20 protein-coding genes and 1 riboswitch are annotated in these 21,593 nt (G+C 42.8%); of the genes, 7 read left to right on the plus strand and 13 right to left on the minus strand.

What is annotated here, in order from left to right:
• Nucleotides 1–89 precede the first annotated feature (89 nt).
• Nucleotides 90–389, minus strand: coding sequence for a hypothetical protein (locus tag M3196_RS13510; RefSeq protein ID WP_251322845.1), 300 nt, complete (start codon nucleotides 387–389; stop codon nucleotides 90–92).
• 514 nt (nucleotides 390–903) lie between these two features.
• Between M3196_RS13510 and M3196_RS13515 the strand changes: the two genes are divergently transcribed.
• On the plus strand, nucleotides 904–1,767 hold the full coding sequence (locus M3196_RS13515; protein WP_251322846.1) for a TVP38/TMEM64 family protein: 864 nt from the start codon (nucleotides 904–906) through the stop codon (nucleotides 1,765–1,767).
• An 80-nt stretch (nucleotides 1,768–1,847) separates the two neighbouring features.
• On the opposite strand, the gene M3196_RS13520 is transcribed toward M3196_RS13515, so the two are convergent.
• A complete protein-coding gene (locus tag M3196_RS13520; RefSeq protein WP_251322901.1) occupies nucleotides 1,848–3,338 on the minus strand; it encodes a glycine betaine uptake BCCT transporter in 1,491 nt (496 codons plus the stop codon).
• 152 nt (nucleotides 3,339–3,490) lie between these two features.
• Nucleotides 3,491–4,336: an aminoglycoside adenylyltransferase domain-containing protein gene (locus M3196_RS13525; protein WP_251322847.1), complete on the minus strand. Its 846-nt coding sequence runs from the start codon at nucleotides 4,334–4,336 to the stop codon at nucleotides 3,491–3,493.
• 148 nt (nucleotides 4,337–4,484) lie between these two features.
• Between M3196_RS13525 and M3196_RS13530 the strand changes: the two genes are divergently transcribed.
• Together M3196_RS13530 and M3196_RS13535 are read left to right on the plus strand one after the other, a co-directional pair.
• Nucleotides 4,485–4,904, plus strand: a complete 420-nt coding sequence (locus tag M3196_RS13530; protein WP_251322848.1) for an SRPBCC family protein — start codon at nucleotides 4,485–4,487, stop codon at nucleotides 4,902–4,904.
• Nucleotides 4,905–5,243 (plus strand): ArsR/SmtB family transcription factor, encoded by a 339-nt coding sequence (locus tag M3196_RS13535; protein WP_251322849.1) that lies wholly within the window; start codon nucleotides 4,905–4,907, stop codon nucleotides 5,241–5,243.
• Between the two features lie 69 nt (nucleotides 5,244–5,312).
• Here the strand turns inward: M3196_RS13535 and M3196_RS13540 are convergent, their stop codons facing one another.
• Complete coding sequence (locus tag M3196_RS13540) at nucleotides 5,313–6,317, minus strand: DUF3231 family protein (RefSeq protein WP_251322850.1); 1,005 nt, start codon at nucleotides 6,315–6,317, stop codon at nucleotides 5,313–5,315.
• A gap of 216 nt (nucleotides 6,318–6,533) precedes the next feature.
• Nucleotides 6,534–6,648: riboswitch (TPP riboswitch) on the plus strand.
• A gap of 142 nt (nucleotides 6,649–6,790) precedes the next feature.
• On the opposite strand from M3196_RS13540, the gene thiC reads away from it, so the two are divergent.
• The gene (gene thiC, locus M3196_RS13545; protein WP_251322851.1) at nucleotides 6,791–8,575 is read left to right on the plus strand and encodes a phosphomethylpyrimidine synthase ThiC; all 1,785 of its coding nucleotides are present in this window, start codon (nucleotides 6,791–6,793) and stop codon (nucleotides 8,573–8,575) included.
• 196 nt (nucleotides 8,576–8,771) lie between these two features.
• On the opposite strand, the gene M3196_RS13550 is transcribed toward thiC, so the two are convergent.
• From M3196_RS13550 to M3196_RS13560, 3 genes are all read right to left on the minus strand, one after another.
• A complete protein-coding gene (locus tag M3196_RS13550) occupies nucleotides 8,772–9,191 on the minus strand; it encodes an SRPBCC family protein (protein ID WP_251322852.1) in 420 nt (139 codons plus the stop codon).
• 35 nt (nucleotides 9,192–9,226) lie between these two features.
• A complete protein-coding gene (locus tag M3196_RS13555) occupies nucleotides 9,227–9,430 on the minus strand; it encodes a hypothetical protein (RefSeq protein WP_251322853.1) in 204 nt (67 codons plus the stop codon).
• A 420-nt stretch (nucleotides 9,431–9,850) separates the two neighbouring features.
• Nucleotides 9,851–10,294, minus strand: a complete 444-nt coding sequence (locus M3196_RS13560; protein ID WP_251322854.1) for a hypothetical protein — start codon at nucleotides 10,292–10,294, stop codon at nucleotides 9,851–9,853.
• Between M3196_RS13560 and M3196_RS13565 the strand changes: the two genes are divergently transcribed.
• From M3196_RS13565 to M3196_RS13575, 3 genes are read left to right on the plus strand one after another with little or no spacing between them, the layout of a single operon-like run.
• On the plus strand, nucleotides 10,293–12,197 hold the full coding sequence (locus tag M3196_RS13565) for a putative thiazole-containing bacteriocin maturation protein (RefSeq protein WP_251322855.1): 1,905 nt from the start codon (nucleotides 10,293–10,295) through the stop codon (nucleotides 12,195–12,197). The two genes, M3196_RS13560 and M3196_RS13565, sit on opposite strands and share 2 nt — an antisense overlap.
• Nucleotides 12,194–14,131, plus strand: a complete 1,938-nt coding sequence (locus tag M3196_RS13570) for a TOMM precursor leader peptide-binding protein (protein ID WP_251322856.1) — start codon at nucleotides 12,194–12,196, stop codon at nucleotides 14,129–14,131. Before M3196_RS13565 ends, M3196_RS13570 begins: the two co-directional genes overlap by 4 nt.
• 38 nt (nucleotides 14,132–14,169) lie before the next feature.
• On the plus strand, nucleotides 14,170–15,735 hold the full coding sequence (locus M3196_RS13575) for a SagB family peptide dehydrogenase (protein WP_251322857.1): 1,566 nt from the start codon (nucleotides 14,170–14,172) through the stop codon (nucleotides 15,733–15,735).
• Between the two features lie 441 nt (nucleotides 15,736–16,176).
• Here the strand turns inward: M3196_RS13575 and M3196_RS13580 are convergent, their stop codons facing one another.
• The 6 genes from M3196_RS13580 to mdcA all read right to left on the minus strand — a co-directional run bounded on the left by M3196_RS13580 (nucleotide 16,177) and on the right by mdcA (nucleotide 21,569).
• Entirely contained in the window at nucleotides 16,177–16,362 is a 186-nt protein-coding gene (locus M3196_RS13580; protein ID WP_251322858.1) for a hypothetical protein, read from the minus strand.
• A gap of 73 nt (nucleotides 16,363–16,435) precedes the next feature.
• The gene (locus M3196_RS13585; RefSeq protein ID WP_251322859.1) at nucleotides 16,436–17,065 is read right to left on the minus strand and encodes a malonate decarboxylase holo-ACP synthase; all 630 of its coding nucleotides are present in this window, start codon (nucleotides 17,063–17,065) and stop codon (nucleotides 16,436–16,438) included.
• Entirely contained in the window at nucleotides 17,032–18,750 is a 1,719-nt protein-coding gene (gene mdcD / locus M3196_RS13590; RefSeq protein ID WP_251322860.1) for a biotin-independent malonate decarboxylase subunit beta, read from the minus strand. Before mdcD ends, M3196_RS13585 begins: the two co-directional genes overlap by 34 nt.
• Nucleotides 18,728–19,039, minus strand: a complete 312-nt coding sequence (locus M3196_RS13595; protein ID WP_251322902.1) for a malonate decarboxylase subunit delta — start codon at nucleotides 19,037–19,039, stop codon at nucleotides 18,728–18,730. The genes mdcD and M3196_RS13595 overlap by 23 nt, the downstream gene beginning before the upstream one ends.
• 14 nt (nucleotides 19,040–19,053) lie before the next feature.
• Nucleotides 19,054–19,911: a triphosphoribosyl-dephospho-CoA synthase gene (locus M3196_RS13600; RefSeq protein ID WP_251322861.1), complete on the minus strand. Its 858-nt coding sequence runs from the start codon at nucleotides 19,909–19,911 to the stop codon at nucleotides 19,054–19,056.
• A complete protein-coding gene (mdcA, locus tag M3196_RS13605) occupies nucleotides 19,911–21,569 on the minus strand; it encodes a malonate decarboxylase subunit alpha (protein ID WP_251322862.1) in 1,659 nt (552 codons plus the stop codon). Before mdcA ends, M3196_RS13600 begins: the two co-directional genes overlap by 1 nt.
• Between the last annotated feature and the right edge of the window lie 24 nt (nucleotides 21,570–21,593).

Here is a 21,593-nt window from a genome sequence, read left to right on the forward strand (position 1 = left end):
TTTGAAATGAATAAAAAAAGCCAACGATGAATAAGCTCATCAATGGCTCCATTAGGTTAGGTTTATTATGCGTTATGTAGAAGTTCCCTTTAATCAATACTCAAATGATCAGGAACTAAGATTACCCTTTCGATACTATGTATAATGTAAATATTATACGTTTGATAAGATAACTTCTGCCTTAGATCATAAGGTATAGTGAGTTTACCTTTTGAAGTAATCTTTTGGATATATTCTCTTGTAAGGTTCTTATCAATGGTAAGGATACCGTCCACGAGATCAATCCCTACCTCTGCCCCATTTGAAAGTTGAAACTCTTCTCTCCAGCTAATTGGGATATAAATATAACCTTTATTATTGTTATAAAGTTTGTCTGATATTTTATACATATTTCACCTGCTCTTCAAGAATAGAGAAATTCATATTATCTTATTAACTTAAAGAGTCATAGTGAAACCAGAAAATTATCATAAAATATTTACAATCGACGGCTTTTAATAAAAGGCTCTTTTCTAAAAGATGCTTCTGGGGGATTTTTGTGATATGCCTCCAGGGGCATGTTGATTGGAGTGTAAGATGCGAGACTCCTGCGGGATCAGCGTGCCGACTACCTGAGTAATTCTTCTCGCAAGGCATGTGACGAGGAAGCTTGCTTCGGCACTTCATATATCTTTCGCCGGGGCTCACCTTACCCCTCGCGGAAAGCGAGCATCCTGAAACGGAGATCAACTACTTTCAAAAAACAACAATGAATACGAAAACATCCTAATAAAAAAAGTTCCATGTATGAGTATCGTTTTAATACGCCTCAAGTCTTACACACATTTACACCTTCAGAAACTGTCTGAAGTTCGTTTCGTTGACTAAAATATTCTATAACGACTACGAACGGAGAACGAGATTATGACAGACACCTTCAACCGAAAACAATTAACACTGGAACTTTTTGTGCATTTTACACTAACCGCTCTTACGCTTGTTACACTTTTCATGCTCCTGTCAACGATTCAGCCTGTCTTCAAACTGATTGGGATCGCCTTCGCACTTATCATAGTCGGGTTCGATGTATTTTTCTTAGTGAAGAGAAACATTGAATCCTTAAAGATCACACGCCTCTTAGTCATCTATTTCTTTGCTGTCATCTTAATCGTCTTTGCGGTCTTTTACCTGACAAAGCTGCTAGTATTAACGGATATGTACGGTTTTGAAAATCTGCTAAAACAATATGAGTCTACTGCCAAATTCATTTATATGGCGATCTGCTTCGTCCAGCCGATTATCCTTCCCATTCCAGAAGTGGTGACCATCGCAGGTGCAAGTGCTGCATTCGGCCCTGTCACAGCCATCCTTTTAGGATTCCTTGGAACACTTGCAGGTATCGTTGTTATGTACCTCATCGCAAGGTTCGGCGGCCAGCCTATCCTTGCAAAGTTTGTAAAGGAAACGCATCTGATCAAATACCAAACCTATGTACAAAAAAACGAGACATTCTTTTTAGTTATCATGTTCATCACCCCAGTTCTCCCGGATGAGATCATCTGTATAGGAGCAGGTCTTGGAACAGTGTCATTCAGAAGGTTCTTAATTCTTGCCGCCCTATCCAAGCTTTTCACAGCTTCAATCTTCGCTTACTCAGTAGAACTTGCTAAGTTATTTTCCTTATCAACGACACAGCTTATCGTTTGTTCATCGATTGCTGCTGTCGTTGTTTTCTTACTTACCACAGTGATTAAAAGGAAGAAAGCTGAACAAAAAGAAAAAGCCTGAGAAGATAAACAGACTTTTTCCGTGTTAAAGGTGGCCTGTCCCAAAGAATTTTCTTTTTGAAACAGGCATTAAAATTATTTCTAAACCTTTCTCTTCTTTTCTTTTATCTCTTCTCTAAACGACTTCAACAACGATACCGTCATGAGCAGAAGAACGAAGGATAGCGGAAACGCGCTGACAATAATAGCCGTCTGCATGGCATTCAATCCACCAGAAAGCATCAATACGATCGCTGACGCGGAAAGGACAAGTCCCCAGATGATTTTTACAGAGTTTGGCGGGTTTAAACTTCCGTTCGTCGTTTGCATACCCAATACGAATGTTGCCGAGTCTGCTGAAGTAATAAAGAAAGTAGAGATCAGGAACAACGTCAGAACGATCAGGACCATCGCGAACGGCATTTGTTGATACACAAAGAACAGCGCTGTTTCTAACGATTGCTCAGATACTTTCAAGTTCTCGAATATTTCCATATAGATCCCTGTTCCGCCGAACACCGCAAACCAAATTACACACACGAGTGTCGGAATGACTAAGACGGCGATGACGAACTCCCTTACCGTCCTTCCTTTGGAGACACGAGCGATGAAGGTTCCAACAAAAGGCGCCCATGCGATCCACCATGCCCAATAAAAGATCGTCCAGTCCTGCACCCAAGTCGCATTTTCTTTATTAAAAGGAGCGAGACGCAGCCCTAAGCTCGGCAAATACTGAATATAGCTGCCAAACGTCGAAACCATCAAATCCAGCAAGAATACAGTCGGACCCAGAACCAAGAACAGAAAGAACACAACGAGAGCTAAAATCAGGTTCGCGTTGCTCAAATATTTAATTCCCTTACGGATTCCGGTTCCAGCTGAAATGAGATATAGAAGCGTCACAATGCCAATGATGACAAGCTGTATGGTGAAATTATTCGGTATCCCAAACACATAGCTCATTCCAGCATTGATCTGTGCAGCCCCGAGACCAAGGGAGGCAGCCACTCCAAAAATGGTTGCAAACACCGCGACAATATCGATAACAGTACCGATCGGACCTTTTACTTTTTCACCGATCAATGGATAGAGCGTGACACTCATCAATCCCGGCAGACCTTTTCTAAACTTGTAGTACGCCAATATCAATGCGATTGTCGCGTAGATCGCCCAAGCATGAAAACCCCAATGCAAATATGTATAACGCAGCGCTGTTTTCGCAGCCTGAACAGTGCCTCCTTCCCCGACTGGCGGCGTAGTAAAATGGGAGATAGGTTCTGATACTCCAAAGAATAGCAATCCGATTCCCATCCCGGCACTGAATAACATGGCAAACCACGTCGGACGGCTGAACTCCGGCTTATCCTCATCTTTCCCAAGCTTAATATTGCCGTACCGGCTAAAGACCAAAAAGAGAGCGAAAATCAGAAAGAACGTCGCAACCAATTGGTAATACCAGCCAAAATTATTTAAGAAAAATCCCTTCCAGACCGTCATAACACGCTCTGAGTATTTCGGGGAAATCACGCCCCACAACACAAAGATCAGTGAAATGACGAGGGAGAACCAAAACACCTTTGTTACCTGCTTCACATTCAATCACACTTTCCTCTAATATTTACCTCTTACTCATTATGTACAAAAGTAAAGAGAAACATAAAAAGACAGATTAACATACTTCGGGTTAACATGGGGACTAAGTTAGTGGATACAACAAATAAAGCTGACTCATACATTGATCTAAGTCAGCTTGTTCCTTTGATTGTGCTATTACATGCTTCTATAATAAATTTCAGATAAGCCAGAGCATCTCTTCTTCTTTTGAAAACTGACTTATAATAAGAAGTTTTATCTCCCTTTCTGATCCTTAAGGCTTCTTGAAGTATTTGATGATACTGGTGAGGAACAGTCCGCAAAGCATATTCCCCTGCCCCAACTTTTGAAATGATATCTTCTTCTTTAATCGAATAATAGAGACGGGTGACGCCAAGAACTCCCCACTCAATTAAACTGCCGCTCACAAAGAGTCCTGGATATTGAAGAGATGTGATCGTTTCACACCTTTTTGTCCAATTCGCCCAATAGGAATTGATGTTTTCTACCAGATTCGTTTTTAGCTCGTTCCAATCAACCGGTATGTTATAGGTTTCAATCGGTAGTCCTTTTAGGACAATCCCATACGATTTAAGCTGAAAAGCATCAATCCAGTTTCGATGAAAAGCTCGAAACAACTGCAGTTTTCCCTCGTTAAAATAGGGACATGATTGAAGGCCTGCGTTTCGTCCGTCCAGATCCTCCCTTCTGATATACATGCCATCGAGACTTGGCTTCGGATATTTTTTCTTCATTTCTTTATGAACTTGCTTCAAGACTTCAACATCAGCATCTGTCAGCTTTCGGTTTACGACCGCATAGAAATCGATGTCACTCATTCCTTCTTGATAGGCACCTAATGAAACAGAACCAAACAAGTAGAACGATTCCAATAAGTCTGGCAGTCTTTCCTCTATCAATTTAAGATAAACATCCACTACTTCATCCACTTTTTCGGGTATACGATTTGTTTCAATGGTTGAGACTGATTCTGTCATGACCTATAACCTCATTTCGTTTACCATGTTCTCCATGTCATTTTAGCATATTTATCCAATTAGTGATTGCTGATTGACATACAACCAAAAGGTGTTATATCCTAAACATGAAACCAAATGGTTATATATTATCTGAGGAGATGAACAAATGGCAACATTACAAGATATCAAACAAACCGTTGTTTTTAACGCACCAATTCAAAAGGTATGGGATTCTGTTTCCACAGCAGAAGGGATGTCATCCTGGTTCATGCCGAACGACTTTAAGGCGGTTGAAGGACACGAGTTTCACATCCAGTCCCCTTTTGGACCGTCACCGTGCAAAGTGCTCGTGATCGATGAACCTCATAAGCTTTCTTTTGCATGGGATACGGATGGCTGGGTCATTACCTTTTTATTAAAAGAACAAGGTGATCAGACTGAATTCACACTTATTCATGGCGGATGGAAAGACGCAGATGCGGTTGTTGGAAAAGCAGGAGAAAAGAGTTCCATTATCCGCGATCGCATGAACGGTGGCTGGGTTGGTATTGTTCATGAGAGATTGAAAAAGGTAGTTGAGGGCTAAGTGGCAGCATCTGCTGAAAAACATGATGTCTTTAAAGCAATAGCGGACCCGACACGGCGTGAGGTTCTCCGGCTGCTCGCAGAAAGTGAACGGCCGATCTCGGAGATCACCTCCCATTTTTCGATGAGCCGGACTGCAGTTACAAAGCATCTGCAGATCTTAACAGAAGCAGAGCTGATCTCTGGCCGCAAGGAAGGCCGCGAAAAGATCTACCAGCTTCATCCTGAACCTCTGACAGAAGTGAAGCAATGGCTCTCATATTACGAAAAGTTCTGGGAGAACAAGCTCTCCATGTTGAGGTATATGGTTGAGAATAATGAAGATGGCGGAAAAATTTAATATGCTCCCATATCTAAGAAAGCTGATTATCCTAAAGCAGGACAATCAGCTTTTATTTTAGTTTCCCAATCATACACTTCTGTTTCTTAATGCTTCTCTATCAATATTTTGCGGTGGCTGCTCCAACCATCTTTTTTTAATCATCAATTTCGTACCATCATGCCCATACTCAAGGATTTCAGCAACCAGCCTCGTATAATGTCCTCCTAAATCGTTTCGGAGGCTCGTACCGACGGATGTTCCATAGCCAGCAACGCTAATGGCGGTTAAACTGTTAATCTGAAACATCATTAACTTATCTGAAAAAGGAGGTTCGATCGATTGTGAGATTGCAGAATCCCATGAGCTTGGCAAAGGCACTCCATCCTTAATCAGAATATCTCTGAACACCGTTTCATGCTTTGCAGCGATCTCTGTCCCTCTCTCCATATATTTTCTGACTTCAGACGACTTAGCCGTTTGTGAAAAACCACTTATGAAGGTTCTTCCGATAGAATTTGTTTCCGTATTTTTAGAAATATGGGCGAGTTCAATGACCGTTAAAGGGCGATGTCTGCCAATTAATCCCGATAAAAAGGATTCATCCTGAAGATATTCCGCCTTTTCCATGGGTGTAATTGTTGGGGAGCGAACAAAAGCACCCTTTTTTAGAAGCAGATCACAAGCATCATTGTATAGTTTCATAAATCTCGCGGAAATTTCCGAAAAGAGTTTTCTAACATCGTCCCTTGCCAATACTTCCAGTAAGGCAGCTGCTGCTGCAGTTCCGGCAGCCGCCATGTATTTGATATACCGGAGTGCAAACAGATCTGAATACAATCGGGCTGCTTTTATGTTCACGTCCTCTTGTGTGAACCCGATCGGAACGGCATGATTTTCTTTTTCAAAGATTCCCTTCACTTCGTTCACAACAAATTGACAGTTCGTTAAAGCAGATTGGATGATTTCTTTACTATCGACATCTTCGTTTACCGCATCAAAATGTTGAACGATACAATGAGCCATGGAATTCTGCATATATGCACTCCATAATGCAGCTACTTCAGATGATACAAGCTTTGGGTTATGTTCCATTTAGACAATAGTCTCCTTATATTTTTTCTTAGTATGTACATAAATCTTAGATAAAATGAATGATTACATAATTCATACAAGGAAAAGAGGTTGCTAAACTCAGGGGTTATGTTCAAATGCCTGAAGATCTATGAATAAAATAATCAAAATGTCCTATTTTCCCAAATTCCCTTTAACTTTGATGATGATTTCTTTATACTGAAACCAAATTGAATACTAAGTAACTAGGGGAGTCCAACGAGTTGGGCTGAGAAAGAAACACGATGAAGTTTCTTGACTCTTGGGACCTGATCTGGTTCATACCAGCGTGGGGAAGTTAAGAATTCATGCAGCAAAGATACTGCTTCTGCGTACATATTTAGCCGGGTCCATCCATATACGGGACACCGGCTTTTTTATGTGTTTTTCAGCTTATCCACGTGTTGTGTTCTGTATCTTGTCCTTCCTATCATATCAAAGGGGAGATCAGTGTAATGTCAACTCTGTCATCAAATGAGCAAAGCGTTTCCATCATGTCAAATTTTCCAGGAAGCAAAAAAGTATATGCAACGGGTTCCAGGCCGGATATCAGAGTTCCGATGCGTAAGATCGAACTAAGCCCAACTACCGGTTCATTTGGGGAAGAAGAAAATCATCCGGTTCATGTGTATGATACGAGCGGGCCTTATACAGACCCGGATTATGTTGTTGATATCACAAAAGGCATTCCTGCTCTTAGGAGTTCGTGGATTTGGGAACGGAGCGATGTTGAGGAATATGAAGGCCGTGAGATTCAAGCTCTGGATAATGGTTTTACCGATGAAAATGACCCCCGTGTTCATCACCACGTATTTCCGGGTTTAAAACGAAAACCATTGCGTTCCAAAAACGGAAAGAATGTCACACAGCTTCATTATGCGAAAAAAGGAATCATCACACCCGAAATGGAATTTATCGCGATCAGAGAAAATATGAAACCTGAATTCGTCCGTGATGAAGTCGCAAAGGGGCGTGCGATCATCCCGTCAAACATCAACCATCCAGAATCAGAACCGATGATTATCGGCCGAAACTTTCACGTTAAGATCAATGCGAATATCGGTAATTCTGCGGTTTCATCCTCGATTGAGGAAGAAGTTGAAAAAATGACATGGGCAACTCGCTGGGGTGCTGATACGATCATGGATCTATCGACGGGAAAAAACATTCATACAACACGGGAGTGGATCATCCGCAACTCGTCTGTCCCCGTCGGCACTGTACCGATCTATCAGGCACTTGAAAAAGTAAAGGGAGTCGCTGAAGATCTTACTTGGGAGATTTACCGCGATACCTTAATCGAACAAGCAGAGCAAGGTGTTGATTATTTCACCATTCACGCGGGTGTTTTGCTTCGTTATGTACCATTAACAGCAAAACGTTTAACAGGCATCGTATCCCGAGGCGGGTCGATCATGGCACAATGGTGTTTGCATCACCATAAAGAAAACTTCTTGTATACGCACTTCGAAGAAATCTGTGAGATCATGAAAACATACGATATCGCCTTTTCTTTAGGGGATGGACTGCGTCCGGGGTCTATTCGTGACGCCAATGATGAAGCGCAGTTTGCGGAATTGGAAACCCTTGGAGAACTGACCAAGATCGCTTGGAAGCATGATGTACAGGTGATGGTTGAAGGACCTGGCCATGTTCCTATGCACCTGATCAGGGAGAACATGGACAGACAGCAGATCGCGTGTCAGGATGCTCCTTTTTATACACTCGGCCCGCTCACTACCGACATTGCCCCGGGTTATGATCACATTACGTCAGCGATCGGCGCTGCAATGATCGGATGGTACGGAACAGCGATGCTATGCTATGTAACTCCGAAAGAACATTTAGGCCTGCCGAACAAGGATGATGTTCGTGAAGGGGTGATTACCTATAAGATTGCCGCACATGCTGCCGATCTGGCAAAAGGACATCCGGGAGCACAAAAAAGAGACGATGCCCTATCAAAAGCTCGATTCGAATTCCGCTGGATGGATCAGTTCCATTTATCGTTAGACCCTGAACGCGCCATAGAATATCATGATGAAACGCTCCCTGCCGAAGGTGCGAAAACAGCGCATTTCTGTTCCATGTGCGGCCCTAAATTCTGCAGCATGAGGATCTCTCAAGACATACGAAATTTTGCAAAAGAAAACAACCTGGATACAGAAGAAGCTATTGAAACCGGTATGAAGAAGAAGGCTGAAGAATTTAAGCGATCCGGTGGCCGTATCTATCAATAAATATAGTTAAAAGAAATAGCGTAAGGGGTACCTCCTTCTTACGCTTTTCTTCATTCACAACAAAAAGAGGTATTCCATCATTTTGATGGAATGCTTCTCTTTTTCTTTATAATCTAACGGTTTATTTTGGTTGAAGCCATATTATTTTCCGTATCGTCCAAATAAGGTTTTCCCTGCCCCTTCACAAGAAGATCCTTTAAACTTGAAAGATAAGAGAACACCATCCATTCTCACAAACTTGGTAACATTCAAGTTCTTTCGAAAGCCCCTGATGGGTAAAGTGCAGCACCGACTCATTTTCTGAAACGTGCTCGATTTCAAAACGAATCAATGTTCCTTCCCAATCTCTTAGATTCGAAAATCCACTTTTTTCAGGATGCATGGAATCTATTACTTTCCATTCGACCAGCTTAGTAGGGACTAATGATTGAATCTCTGCTTTTACATAAAAACCAGCCTTTGGAAAACGAAACTCTGCCATGCTTCCTGTATCATGTCCAACATCTGCGAACTCTGTCCACCATTTTCTTACGCCTCTTTCTGTGGAAATCGCTTCATACACATTTTTTGCGGAAACAGGCAGCTTTAATGGTAGTGAAAATCCTTTGACAATCAAATCCTCCTCTTCCCTTTTTATTTTACGTTCAACATCTATTTGGTGCTTACTGTAGATTTAACGGCATGATTCATCGTTTTGATAACTCCAATATGTTCACTTTCATGGGATGAAGCAAAAGAGATCAGTTCACCGATTGTTTCTAACTGTAAAGGACCAATCGGTAATGGATTTGCAATCTTTTCAACAAGACGTCCTTCAAATGTTTCACGGACACGCTTCACTTGCTCAGAAAGCAAGGACTTTTCCTTGCGCCAATCCGCTAGGTCCATGGAACGAAAGTGGGACAGAAAAACTTAACGACCTTTTTCAGACGGGAAAGATGTTCTTCCAGACTTTAACCTTCAATGTGAGTGTTTGAGTCATTTTCTGAACGGCTATCTAACGGAAACAACGAGCGAATGTCGGCATCCCATTCTGTACAAAGGACTTCTTCTTTGAAAACCAAACTTCACAACCCAGCTATCCCATTCCCCCAATTTTCTGATAAAGATTGACCAAACGTGATAGAAGTACATATTTTATCATGAGGAACTTGAGGAGATTTTTCAGTAGTCATATGTCTATTCTGGCGATTCTTCTCAATTTGTTTGGATATCTGACAAATAGATGAGGAGGTGTTTTTATTGGATAAGAAACACCAATGGGATCTTAATGGATTAAATACTGGTGATTTCCATGTCAGCGGTGGTACACCGCAATATCCGCAGGATCAAAATACAAATGATTCCGCTCGACTGTGCGTTGGTTTCTGCGGCGGTCTCGGTTTCGGTTTCTTCTGTATAGGTTTTTGCGGAGGCTGCGGTGGCTGCGGTGGCTGTGGCGGCTGCGGCGGCTGTGGTGGCCGTTGTGCTCGTTGCGGAGGCTGCGGTGGTCATAACTGCGGCGGTCGTTGCGGAGGTTGTGGAGGTCGTTGTGGCGGCGGACATGGCCGCTGAGTTAGTAGCTAATCGCAATAAAATCCCCTTGAAATTTTTAAAAAAGGCTTGCCCTGTATGTATTCCTGCAGGGCTTTTTTCGTTGGATAGACATAATTGACACAAGGAATCCATAGAAATAAATGATGCAAAAGATGTTGAGTTTCTGAAAAGGAGGGGTACCATGCAAGCATTACATCCTTCTATGTGTTTGAAGGTGAATAGAGATACATTTGTTTTTCCAGAATCGAATAAAGGTGTCTATCTTCGGAACAACGTAACCTCTATAAGGATGGAAGGAAGCACGATAGACCAATGGCTTGAAAAATTAATTCCCATATTCGACGGAAACCATACCCTTGCATATATAACGGATGGTTTACCCGGTTCTTACAAAGACCAAGTGTATAAAATCGCACAGGTTCTATATGAAAACGGCTTTGTCCGTGATGTCAGCGGGGATCTCCCCCATCAGCTTCCAGACCGCATTCTGACTAAATACGCTTCCCAAATCGAATATGTAAATCATGTTAGTGATTCCGGCGGGTACCGTTTTCAAGTCTATCGTCAGTCGAATGTGGCTGTTATAGGATCAGGGCCTATTCTCCTCTCTCTCGTTCAATCGTTGATTCAATCAGGGCACCCTAAATTTAGCATCATCCAAACTGATTCATGCCAAAGTGAAATGCCCCGTTTGAATGAGATGATAGAAGAAGCCAGCCAATCAGAACCTGATACGGAGATCACCATCTTACATCCAGAGAATCAGGTATGGCGGAAAATGCTAGAATCCTTTGATTTCATACTATATGGATCAAGGGACAGTGATTTAACTCAACTTCGTACCATTCAAGGGATTTGCAGAGAACAAAGGAAGCATTTTCTTCCCATTACGATTATAAAAGAATTAGCTTTTGCCGGACCGTTCGTTTCAGCTGAATCAGAATACTGCTGGGAGTCTGCCTACCGCAGGCTGCACCAGCGTCCGAATGAAGAAAGCAGTGGTTCTCATGCATCCTCACCAACAACTGGTGCACTATTAGCAAATGTGGCCGTTTTTGAGCTTTTTAAAGAAATCACCGGCGTACAGAAGGAAAAAAAAGAAAGACCCTTTTACCAGCTTAACATGGAAACGCTCGAAGGAAACTGGATCACCTTTATCCCACACCCTCTTGTAACTGGTCGTATTCATACAGAAGCGATTAAAGACCCGCTTGCATTTCTAGAGAAAGCTAATAACCAGAAGAAGGACTTGTATTCCTTGTTTTATAAGATAACTTCAAAAGAATCAGGTGTTTTTCATCTTTGGGAAGAAGAAGACTTGCTGCAGCTTCCATTGTCACAATGTAAAGTACAGGTGGCCGATCCTCGATCAGACGGCCCTGCCCAACTTCATCCCGAGATTGTCTGTTCAGGCCTCACGCATGAAGAAGCCCGTCTAGAGGCAGGTCTCGTTGGAATTGAAACATATGTGAGGAATTATTTTCTTCAATCCGAACATCCTTCATTATGGGGTGTAGGAACGGGGGCAACCGTCTTAGAAGGGCTATGCAGGGCACTGCAAAATGGACTGCATGAAGGATTTGTGAAACAAACACATAACGGGGTTGTCTTAACATCTAAAATAGACTTAAGTCTCGTAAAAGAACATCGTTCCCCATTTTTTTTGCAGGCTTTATCAACTTTGAGGCCTGAAACTGAACTCTATTCAGGTCAAGAATTATTCGGTCTTCCTGTCGTTTGGGTTGGTTCGAACGGTAAATGGTATGGAAGTGTTGGGTTAAATATGAAGATCGCTTTAAGCAGAGCATTACAGACTGCTTTGATGGATTCGCAAAATAAAGGAACCTCACGTAACCCCTATGGCGTTGTGGTTTCCTCCACTGTTTTACAGAAGAATGCACTACATGATGTTCAAAGTCCTTCTTTTGAAGAGCATACACTTCAAGAAACATTCTCTTCGGCAATACACACATTAAAAAAGAATAAAATGCAGGCACAGTTCTTTACTCTCCATGTGGAGTCAGTTTTTGAAGAGAATACGGCTGGCATATTTGGGATTACGGTAAGCGAGGAGGAACTTACATGAGCCACTCTATCGCCATTATCGGAAAAGGAATGTTAGCTGACTATGTTAACAAACAATTGACTGGATTCTATCAAATTACTCGTTGGCACTCTATAGAGGATGCCGTTCCAAATCAAGAGAATCTAGCGTTAGTGCTACATGATTCCTGGGTCCCATTTGAACATCGAGAAGCAGATGAGGTCTTTCGTTCCAGTGGCATTCCTTGGCTTCGGGGATTCGTATCATTTGGTGAAGCAAACATTGGCCCGCTTGTTCTTCCTGACAAACAGGGTTGTTCGCAGTGTGCGGATCTGCGCCGTTTTATGACGGGGCCAGACCGGAAAGAACAATTCCAAATCAAAGAATATAAGACGAATCAACGTGATATCCAACAAGACCCATGGGCTACCAATCTAGGAATATCGCAAGCTTCCTATCTCATTACAGAAGAAGTTCATCGATTTTTTAAAGGAGAAGAAGCCCGCACGTATGAGCATGTACTGCTTCTTCATCTAGACACCTTCAGGCTTTCTTATCATTTCTTTCTGCCTGATCCATACTGCCATATGTGTGGTGATCTTCCGGAGGATACAGCTGATGCCGCTAAAATAGTACTGAAACCAAGTCCAAAGATCACAATCGATAGCTATCGCTGCCGCTCGTTAGACGATCTGGAGAAAGTTTTAAGCAGGGATTACTTAGATAGCAGGACCGGTCTTCTTAATTACAAAAGATATGACTTCATCTCCCCTTTTGCTGATACGATCGTCAATCTTCCTTTGCTGACAGGAAATGAGTTAAATGCCGGGCGCACTCATTCTTATGCTCAAAGCGAACTTTCAGGCATTTTAGAAGGACTGGAGAGACATTGCGGTTATGGACCAAGGGGTAAACAAACGGTTGTGTATGAACCTTATTCTAAGGTGGAAAAGCATGCGCTTAACCCTCAATCCATAGGACTTCACACTGAGAAACAATATGAAATGCCCGGCTTTCCTTTCACGCCATTGGATAATCGTTCGATTCATTGGGTTTGGGGTTATTCTTTAACACAGAACCGGCCGATCTTAGTTCCAGAGATGTTTGCTTATTACAGCTTAGGGTGCGGAGAAGGGTTTGTTTATGAAACGTCAAACGGCTGCGCAGTGGGCGGAAGCTTAGAGGAGGCTATTCTTTACGGTATTTTTGAAATTGTGGAGCGGGATTCGTTTCTTATGACGTGGTATGGCCAGCTTCCTATTCCTCGTCTTGATAATAAATCCATAGACGACCAAGAGCTGCAACTCATGATCCAGCGCATAAACGCAGTGACCGGATTTGAGGTGCATTTATTTAATGCGACTACCGAGAATGGCATTCCCAGCATTTGGGCCATGGCCAAAAACACGAAGGAAAAAGGCTTGAATCTCTTATGTGCATCAGGAGCCCACATCGATCCAATAAGAGCTGTAAAAGGAGCTGTCCAGGAACTCTCAGGCATGCTTCTCACCATGGACGATACATTTGAAAAGAACAGGGAGAAATATGAACAGATGTATAAACATTCGCATCTCGTTCAGCAAATGGAAGACCATTCGATGCTGTACGGTTTAAAAGAAGCTGAGAAACGCTTGTACTTCCTGCTCGATCGGCGGCTCGTAAAGGACTTTCACCAGGAATTTCGTCCGGTTCGTAAATCAGCCGATCTTTTAGATGATCTAAAGGCAATCTTAGATGTTTTTCAACAGCTGAAGCTCGAGGTCATTGTAGTGGATCAAACAAGTCCTGAACTTAAACGAAATGGACTATATTGTGTAAAAGTAGTGATACCTGGGATGCTGCCCATGACATTTGGACACCACCTTACCCGGCTAGAAGGGCTGGACCGGGTGTTGAACGTACCAGCGAAACTAGGGATTGTGAAAAAGCCGCTGACATTCAGTGAGCTCAATCCGTATCCTCATCCATTTCCATAACGAGTGGTTTCCATAACCAGTGTAAAGGGGGAAAAGGAATGAACCTCGATGAGTTTTTGCATAAACTTCATTATGAAACAGACAAAGTAACCCCCCCTGACTGGGTGGTGAACTGGGACGACGCTCCCCTTCCTTATAAACTTTACCAAGGGTTGCCTGTCGTTGAACTATCCGCAGACATTCCATTTCATCTCGAACAAAAGGAAAGAAATTCAAAACCAAATCTAAAAGAGATCAGTCACTTTCTTTGGTATACCTTCGGGCTCACACAATTTAGCGATTCGATGCCTTTTGCCGGTCATACGGAAGCATGGACAACATGCCGGCGCTTTGTTCCATCCGGTGGTGCACTGTATCCAAACGAACTTTATCTATATTTAAAAATCGAGGATCTTCCGGAAGGCATCTATCATTATGACGCCGCACACCATCGTTTAGTTTGTTTGAGGGAAGGCAATTTTGATAGCTACTTAAAGAGGGCTCTAGGCAATCGCTGTGACATCTCCTCCTCATTTGGCACTGTCTTTATCTCGACGTTTTTTTGGAAGAATTTTTTCAAATACCATAACTTCTCTTACCGCCTGCAAGGGTTGGATTCCGGATTTGTGACCGGTCAACTGCTGGAAGTTGGAAAGCGACTCGGTTTTGAATCGGGAGTCTACTATCACTTTCTTGATCGCGCCATCCAACACCTTTTAGGTATTACTGATATAGAAGAAAGTGTGTATGCGGTTATTCCGCTTTCGGTCTACCGAGAGATGAACTGGTTTCAAAGTCATGATGCAGAGAAGTCTTCCACTGCTGAAAAATTATGCAGCGAATTGGAACCACTAAAACCTAAACATTACGTCCGTTCCAAGGAAATCAGGGAATATCCGATGCTGATCAAGATGAATGAAGCGTGCATGATGGACGCGATCTCATCCCATCTGCAAATGAAAGAAGAAAAGAAAGAAGAGTCAGGCAGCTCGTGTATCAGGCTGCCCCGTGTTCATCCGTTGTCTTATGATTTCTCTTCCGCCTGTCGAAGGCGATATTCACCTGGAATGGATTTTGTTCTAAAGCCCATAAATCAAGAAACGTTGTCCGCTCTTTTATTCGAAACGATCTCAACGAGTTCTTACCGAAATGACCTGGATCATGCTTTTCAGAAGCCGCCTTACCGAGTCTCAATTAATTGTTGTACGTATAACATAGAAGGCTTGCCAAATGGCGCTTATACTTATCATGGATCCACACATGCATTAAAACCTATTCAATCCGGAGATTTTCGCAGCGCTTTGCAAGATGGACTGTTATCTGATTTTGTCAACATGGCGCAAATTCCGCTTTCCTTCAACATCATTGGAGATAATGCGCATTACAAAAGTTCCTATGGATATCGAGGTCATCGTATCCAACACATGGAAGCTGGCATTCTGTCTTATCACTTGCTGCTGGCTGCTTCGGCATTGAATATGGGAGGCCATCCCATCCTGGGATTTGATGTACATTTGTATGATGAATTCTATAAACTGAACGAAAAAGGAAAAACCAGTTTGCTCCAAATCCCGATCGGACACTTCCGGCCACATCCCAGATTACAAGGAAGTCTGCATAACTGAAGAGGGATTATCAAGTAAAAAAAGAGATTTGGTTCATAGAGCATTCACTTTGGTTCAAAGTCAGTGGTTTGGTTCATAGAGTCTTTATTTTGGTTCATAGCAATACTAGTTTGGTTCATAGCCAAGCAACTTTAGTTCATAGACCCCATCAGAATCTCTCTACAGGATCCAAATGGAATAGGGACTGGCACCAAAAGGAGTCAGTCCCTTCTTCTTTATCTCGGCAGCAAAAAGAATTCCCTGCTATCACAATAATTCCCGGCAAACCGGCCAAGCGTCTGCAACTTTTCGAGATCCACCATCTATTAGCTCTTTTGGATCAAACTGCATGTTCACTGAGCCTCGCTTTTCTCTTTTTATTAAACTGCACCACAAGGCAGTAACGATCAAAGGCTGTCTGTTTTTTATAAATCGATGTGGGGAATGATTAGGAATCGGCCGCTACTGTTCGTAAGGTATGCCAATCTGAGCTTTCGTGAGAGAAAGGTCAGCTCCAATCAATACACCAAGCGGGACAAGTCCTCGTCCTACAAAAGCAACCATTATTTGAACAATCAAGAGCCAGATTAGCATCCGCGTTTGTGGCTCAAGACGACTACGTTTAACGCTCAAACTTAAATTTGCCATTTCTGCTTCAACTCTTTTTTTAATCTATCGTACTATGCATAATTTTAATTTATCAATATCGCTTGGTATTCTCTCAGGTGTTCCATATTTCTTGAATTTTCACAAGCTGCGGACCATTTTCAGTACGTAACAAAACAGGACTTTTCCCTTTGGAATATTCATCTAGCGATATCGCACCTTTTGGTGTTTCAAGTTGTACATCTACCCCGACCTTAACCTTACAGAGTTGAGTTCTCAAATCCACGGCAAGTTCCATTGGTAACAAGCTTGGTGTCCTTACGACAAGGTCTAAATCACTGGTCGGTTTAGCTGTATAGACATTACTCGCCAGCTCAAAACCAACACTTCCTGTTGGCCCCCAACGAACAGAAAACCGGGATAGTGTTTTACTTACATGAGGAAGTGATTGTAGTGCATCAATACAATGAAAACGCTGATTCTGTTTCCATGATGTTTTCTCTACGAGCTGTTCTGGAGTAATCGTTTCTAAAATTTTGTCATAGGGGATAAAAGCTGCAAACCGTTCGGATCGCGATTCTCCCCTTATTCCGATCGGTACTAATTTCTTCATTAATGGAGCCCGGCGAACAACGACAAAGGGTGCTCTACTAAGAGATTCCTTCACCCAATCTGGTAGAGGAGAATCACATATCAAATCCTCTTCACCCTTCAGCTTGAGTAAATCATGTGGATGGAATTCCATTGTTGCTCCAACAATTTACGGGTTTTGATAGAAGCTGTACGGCCACCATTTATCGCCTCTTTTGTCAGTAAACGATTGCTTAAGTCATGAGGACGAGAGCGTGTGTCAACAATTGCGTCCGTTAGTTTATCTTTTATCGTCTGAATATCTTGTTCTCCTGGTGTATCTGCATCGATTCCATCAATAAGTTCATAAAGAGCACCAAGTGAAGAATAGGAGGTAACATCATAAGCCATCGCTGGAACTCTCCGAGTGGCTTCTTCTAAATCCCGAATACTGCGACGTGTAATACGAGCAGCAGACTGCTTTGACATCGCGTGAACATTTACACCATCATCGTTAAGAGCTAAAATGCGGTTTGATTGATACCCATGGGCTAAGAAGGCACCAGAAATGGCGTTACCAACGATCAATGAAATTACTGGATGTCCTGCTAACCGTGCCGTTGAATAAGAATCCACGGCTGCTGCTAAAGCAAAATGAATCCCGAGTAGCTCTTCTCGATATCCGTAAGCTTGGCTTGGGACATCTACGATTGCCACAATGGCCCGGGGGTCACCATTTTTATCTTTTTCTACTGCATCACGAACACATTTCGCGATCGCCCATCCTTCATCAAGTCCAACCTCTCCATGCCGGGCACGAGGAAAACGATTATAGGGGTTCGGAACAACAGAGATATAACGAACACGTTCTTTTCCTAAAATAGAATCCCCATAAAGAACGGATGGAATATTACCTTTAGGCTCTTCAATACCAGATAAAGCTTTAAACCAAGCCCTTCCCCGGCTATTTGGCATATCTAATTCGGGAAATGAATGGACATCTACCTCTTTTGGAATATCTGCATTTCTTACTTGTTTCCATAACTCCCGAATCGTTTGTGGATCGATTGGTTTTGAAGGATCAATTTGACTCAGGAAATGACGATAAAAGTCAACTTGCTCGGTTTTGTTGATTTCTTTTCCTTTATCAAAAAAAGCTTGTTGAACCGCTTTTCTAATCTCGGTCACATCGTCATCTACAAGTTCATCTACAAATCCAGTAGAAAAACGTTGTGTCCCGCCAATCGTCCCCCAGATAAGCGGGCGGTCACTTGAATCAAACTCTTCTATCCCTGCCTCTTGCTCGATTACTTCTGGCCCATTTAGCCCAAACCTTGCTCCCTTCGTCATGATCAAATGACTAAACAATCCCGCTGTAATTGACATTCCTCCGAAGCAGCCTACATTGCCCGGAATCACTCCAACAACAGGGACATGTTGACGAAGGGCTATTACAGCTGCCCCAATCTCTGAAATGGAAAGGAGTCCGTAGTTGGCTTCTTGAAGTCGAACGCCCCCCGTATCAAATAGCATGACTGGAAGTGTTTTTATACCTTTTTTATTATCACGGAGAGCCAGTTCTAAGCTTCCGGCGATCTTGGCTCCCGATACTTCACCAATTCCTCCGCCTTGGAAAGATCCTTCTATTGAAATCACAACAGCCTCTTCTCCATCAATCTGCCCACGGCCAATGACAACACCATCATCACTTTGCGGAACAATACCCTGTGGAGGAAGATGAGGAGATTCAAGGCCATCAAACGGTCCCAGTAATTCCCGAAAGGATCCTTCATCTAATACTGCCTTTACCCTATCCCTGGCATTTAATTCGATCAAGCTATTTTTGGTGATTGGGGACATCTTGACTCACCTCCAGTGCCTGTGCCAGTCTCAAGTTAACCACTCCTGGGGTCGCTCCAAAATCATTGATGGTCACTTTGGCTGCGATATCATTCACCAAGAAGAATCGATCTAATACAGCTTTCCAAGCATCCCCAAATCCCTCACTGCCCGTTCGAATCGTTATTTGCGCTTGTCCATTACTAGATGGTTCAAGCAATACTTCCAAATCGCCAGACCCTACAACTCCAACATGTGATCGTTGATGAATGGTTCTTGTGGCATTATATTCAAAAGTTAATGTTTCCAACGAAAACACCTCCATTATTTAGAAAGCACCTGTAAACGATCTAAAAACAAAGTCCCAGCCAATAAATCTGCACTGCCACCAGGTGAAGCGTTATAGGAGAGAAGCATTCGATCCAAATCTACAAGAGCTCTTCCTCCTTCTAGAGAAGATGAACCTCCAACATCTAATACAGTCTTAGCTCCCGCTTTTGCAACAGACAGAGCATCCGTTCCTCCCCGGTGCAAAATGCATGTATCATCAAGATGAGCGATTATCGAGAGAAGGGCATCTAATCTAGCAGTTGTTTCAGATAACCCCTTTTTACGAGCTCTCCATAATACAGGAAGTGCAATATGGACGATATGAGGAAATCCTTGTTGCGCCTCTCCCGTTGCACCTGAAATACCGTACTTCTTTTTCACCTTTAATCCATTCGTTATGAATTCAGATGTACATCGATCTTTGTATTTGGCTATTTCACCCGCTGTTTGAGCAATCTTCTGAGGGGATACATGTGGTCCATGAATCGCCGCACTTGCTGTTAATAATCCTAAAGCCCAAATGGCTCCTTTATGTGTGTTTACCCCGTTTGTCGTTTGAAACATGATTTGTTCACCACGCCGACCGATTTCAGCCAATTTCACCCGCAAATCCTGACTGGGGAATTGCCCTATACTTGCTTCAGCCATTTCAGCAAAAGTAGATTGCAGAGCATATGCAGACTTTAGCATTAAATCTATGGACATGTCGGTATGAGCCCCTTTACTCTCCTTATCTACTAAACCGGGTTTAGGGGTAAGCATCGCTTCATCTATGAGTGCCGTTACAGCAAAATAAGCGAGACGGTCACAGAAAAGAGTCTCGTTTTTCCCTTTCTTTTGAACAATCGCCATCAATAGCAACTCCTGAATTTATCAGGGGGGTTATATAAACCACCTGACCACTCCACGAGGTCCTCAACACTTTTGGCGGCTAAAAGGGTTCTTTTTGCATCCGTTCGCCTGATACCTAAGTCTTCCGGCAAGGCTACGAGCCCATCCTGACGCAACTTTTCAGTACGTTTTGTGTCATGTTTCATTCCGATCGGTGTTACACCCGCTATCGCGGCAAGTGCATGACGGCGTTCTTCTAAACTTTGGGCTTTATATAAATAAGCAATTCCTTCCTCTGTGACAACATGAGTAACATCATCGCCGTAAATCATAACAGGTGTTGTAGATAAATTAGCGGTGCGTGCCACACTAATCGCATCGAGGGACTCCACAAATACAGGAACGTTTCCTGCCTGGTGTGTTTCTACCATTTGTACGACCAATTTTCTCCCCCGGGCAAGCTGATCATCACCTGTGACTAAATCTAGCCAAGCAGGCGTAGAATGACGTCTTCCTCTTGGGTCATGTCCCATGTTCGGAGCCCCACCGAATCCAGATAACCGTCCTGAGGTAACAGTAGAAGAGTTTCCATATTGGTCGATCTGTAAGGAGGATCCGATAAACATATCCGTTGCATACTGACCTGCAACCTGACTCAAAGTACGATTTGATCTCAAACTGCCATCACGTCCCGTAAAAAAAACGTCAGGACGAGCTGCCACATACTGCTCCATTCCGACTTCCCCGCCAAAACAGTGAATGCTTTCCACCCAACCACTTTCTATAGCGGGGATTAAAGTAGGATGGGGATTGAGTACCCAGTTTTTGCAGATCTTCCCTTTTAAACCAAGCTGCTCTCCATACGTAGGCAAAAGGAGCTCAATAGCAGCTGTATTAAAGCCGATCCCATGATTCAAAGACTGAACATTATGCTTTTCATAGATACCTCGTATGGCCATCATACCCATGAGGATCTGAAGTTCTGTAATATGCTTCGGATCCCTTGTAAAAAGCGCTTCTAGCTGATATGGCTTTTGTGCTTCAACAATAAAATCAACCCAAGTACCCGGAATATCAACACGCGGCAATTCCTCCACAAGTTCGTTTACTTGAACGATTACAATGCCATCTTTAAAGGCAGCTGCCTCAATAATAGTCGGTGTCTCTTCTGTATTTGGCCCTGTGTACAGGTTTCCGTTTATGTCTGCTTTATCCGCCGCTACGAGTACCACGTTTGGAATAAGGTCAACAAAAAGGCGTCCATATAACTCCAAATACGTATGGATTTCCCCCATTTTTAACATTCCATCTTCTATCATTTGTGCCACACGCAGGCTTTGAGGACCTGCGTATGAGAAATCTATTTTTTCTGCCACTCCTCTTTCAAAGATATCCAGATGCTCCGGTCGAGAAATACTAGACATGATCATATGTAGTTGATTCACTTTTCCCGGGTCAACTTCCGCAAGTGAAGCTGATAGGAACGAAGCTTGCTTTTGGTTATTCCCTTCTAAAACGACCCTGTCACCTGGAGAAATTAATAGCTCGAGAGCTTCTACTATTCGATCTGTCGGGATTACCCTGTTCTTCGCTATGTGTTCTACTTTTGAAATTTTTATCGCTTTTTCATCCTGACGTTTTGTCCAAGAACGTACAGTTTCCTGATTTGTATCAAACATAAAGTACCTCTCCCCTCTCCTACT

It is taken from the genome of Fictibacillus nanhaiensis, from assembly GCF_023715445.1.
In the GTDB taxonomy this organism is placed as follows: Bacteria; Bacillota; Bacilli; order Bacillales; family Fictibacillaceae; genus Fictibacillus; species Fictibacillus nanhaiensis_D.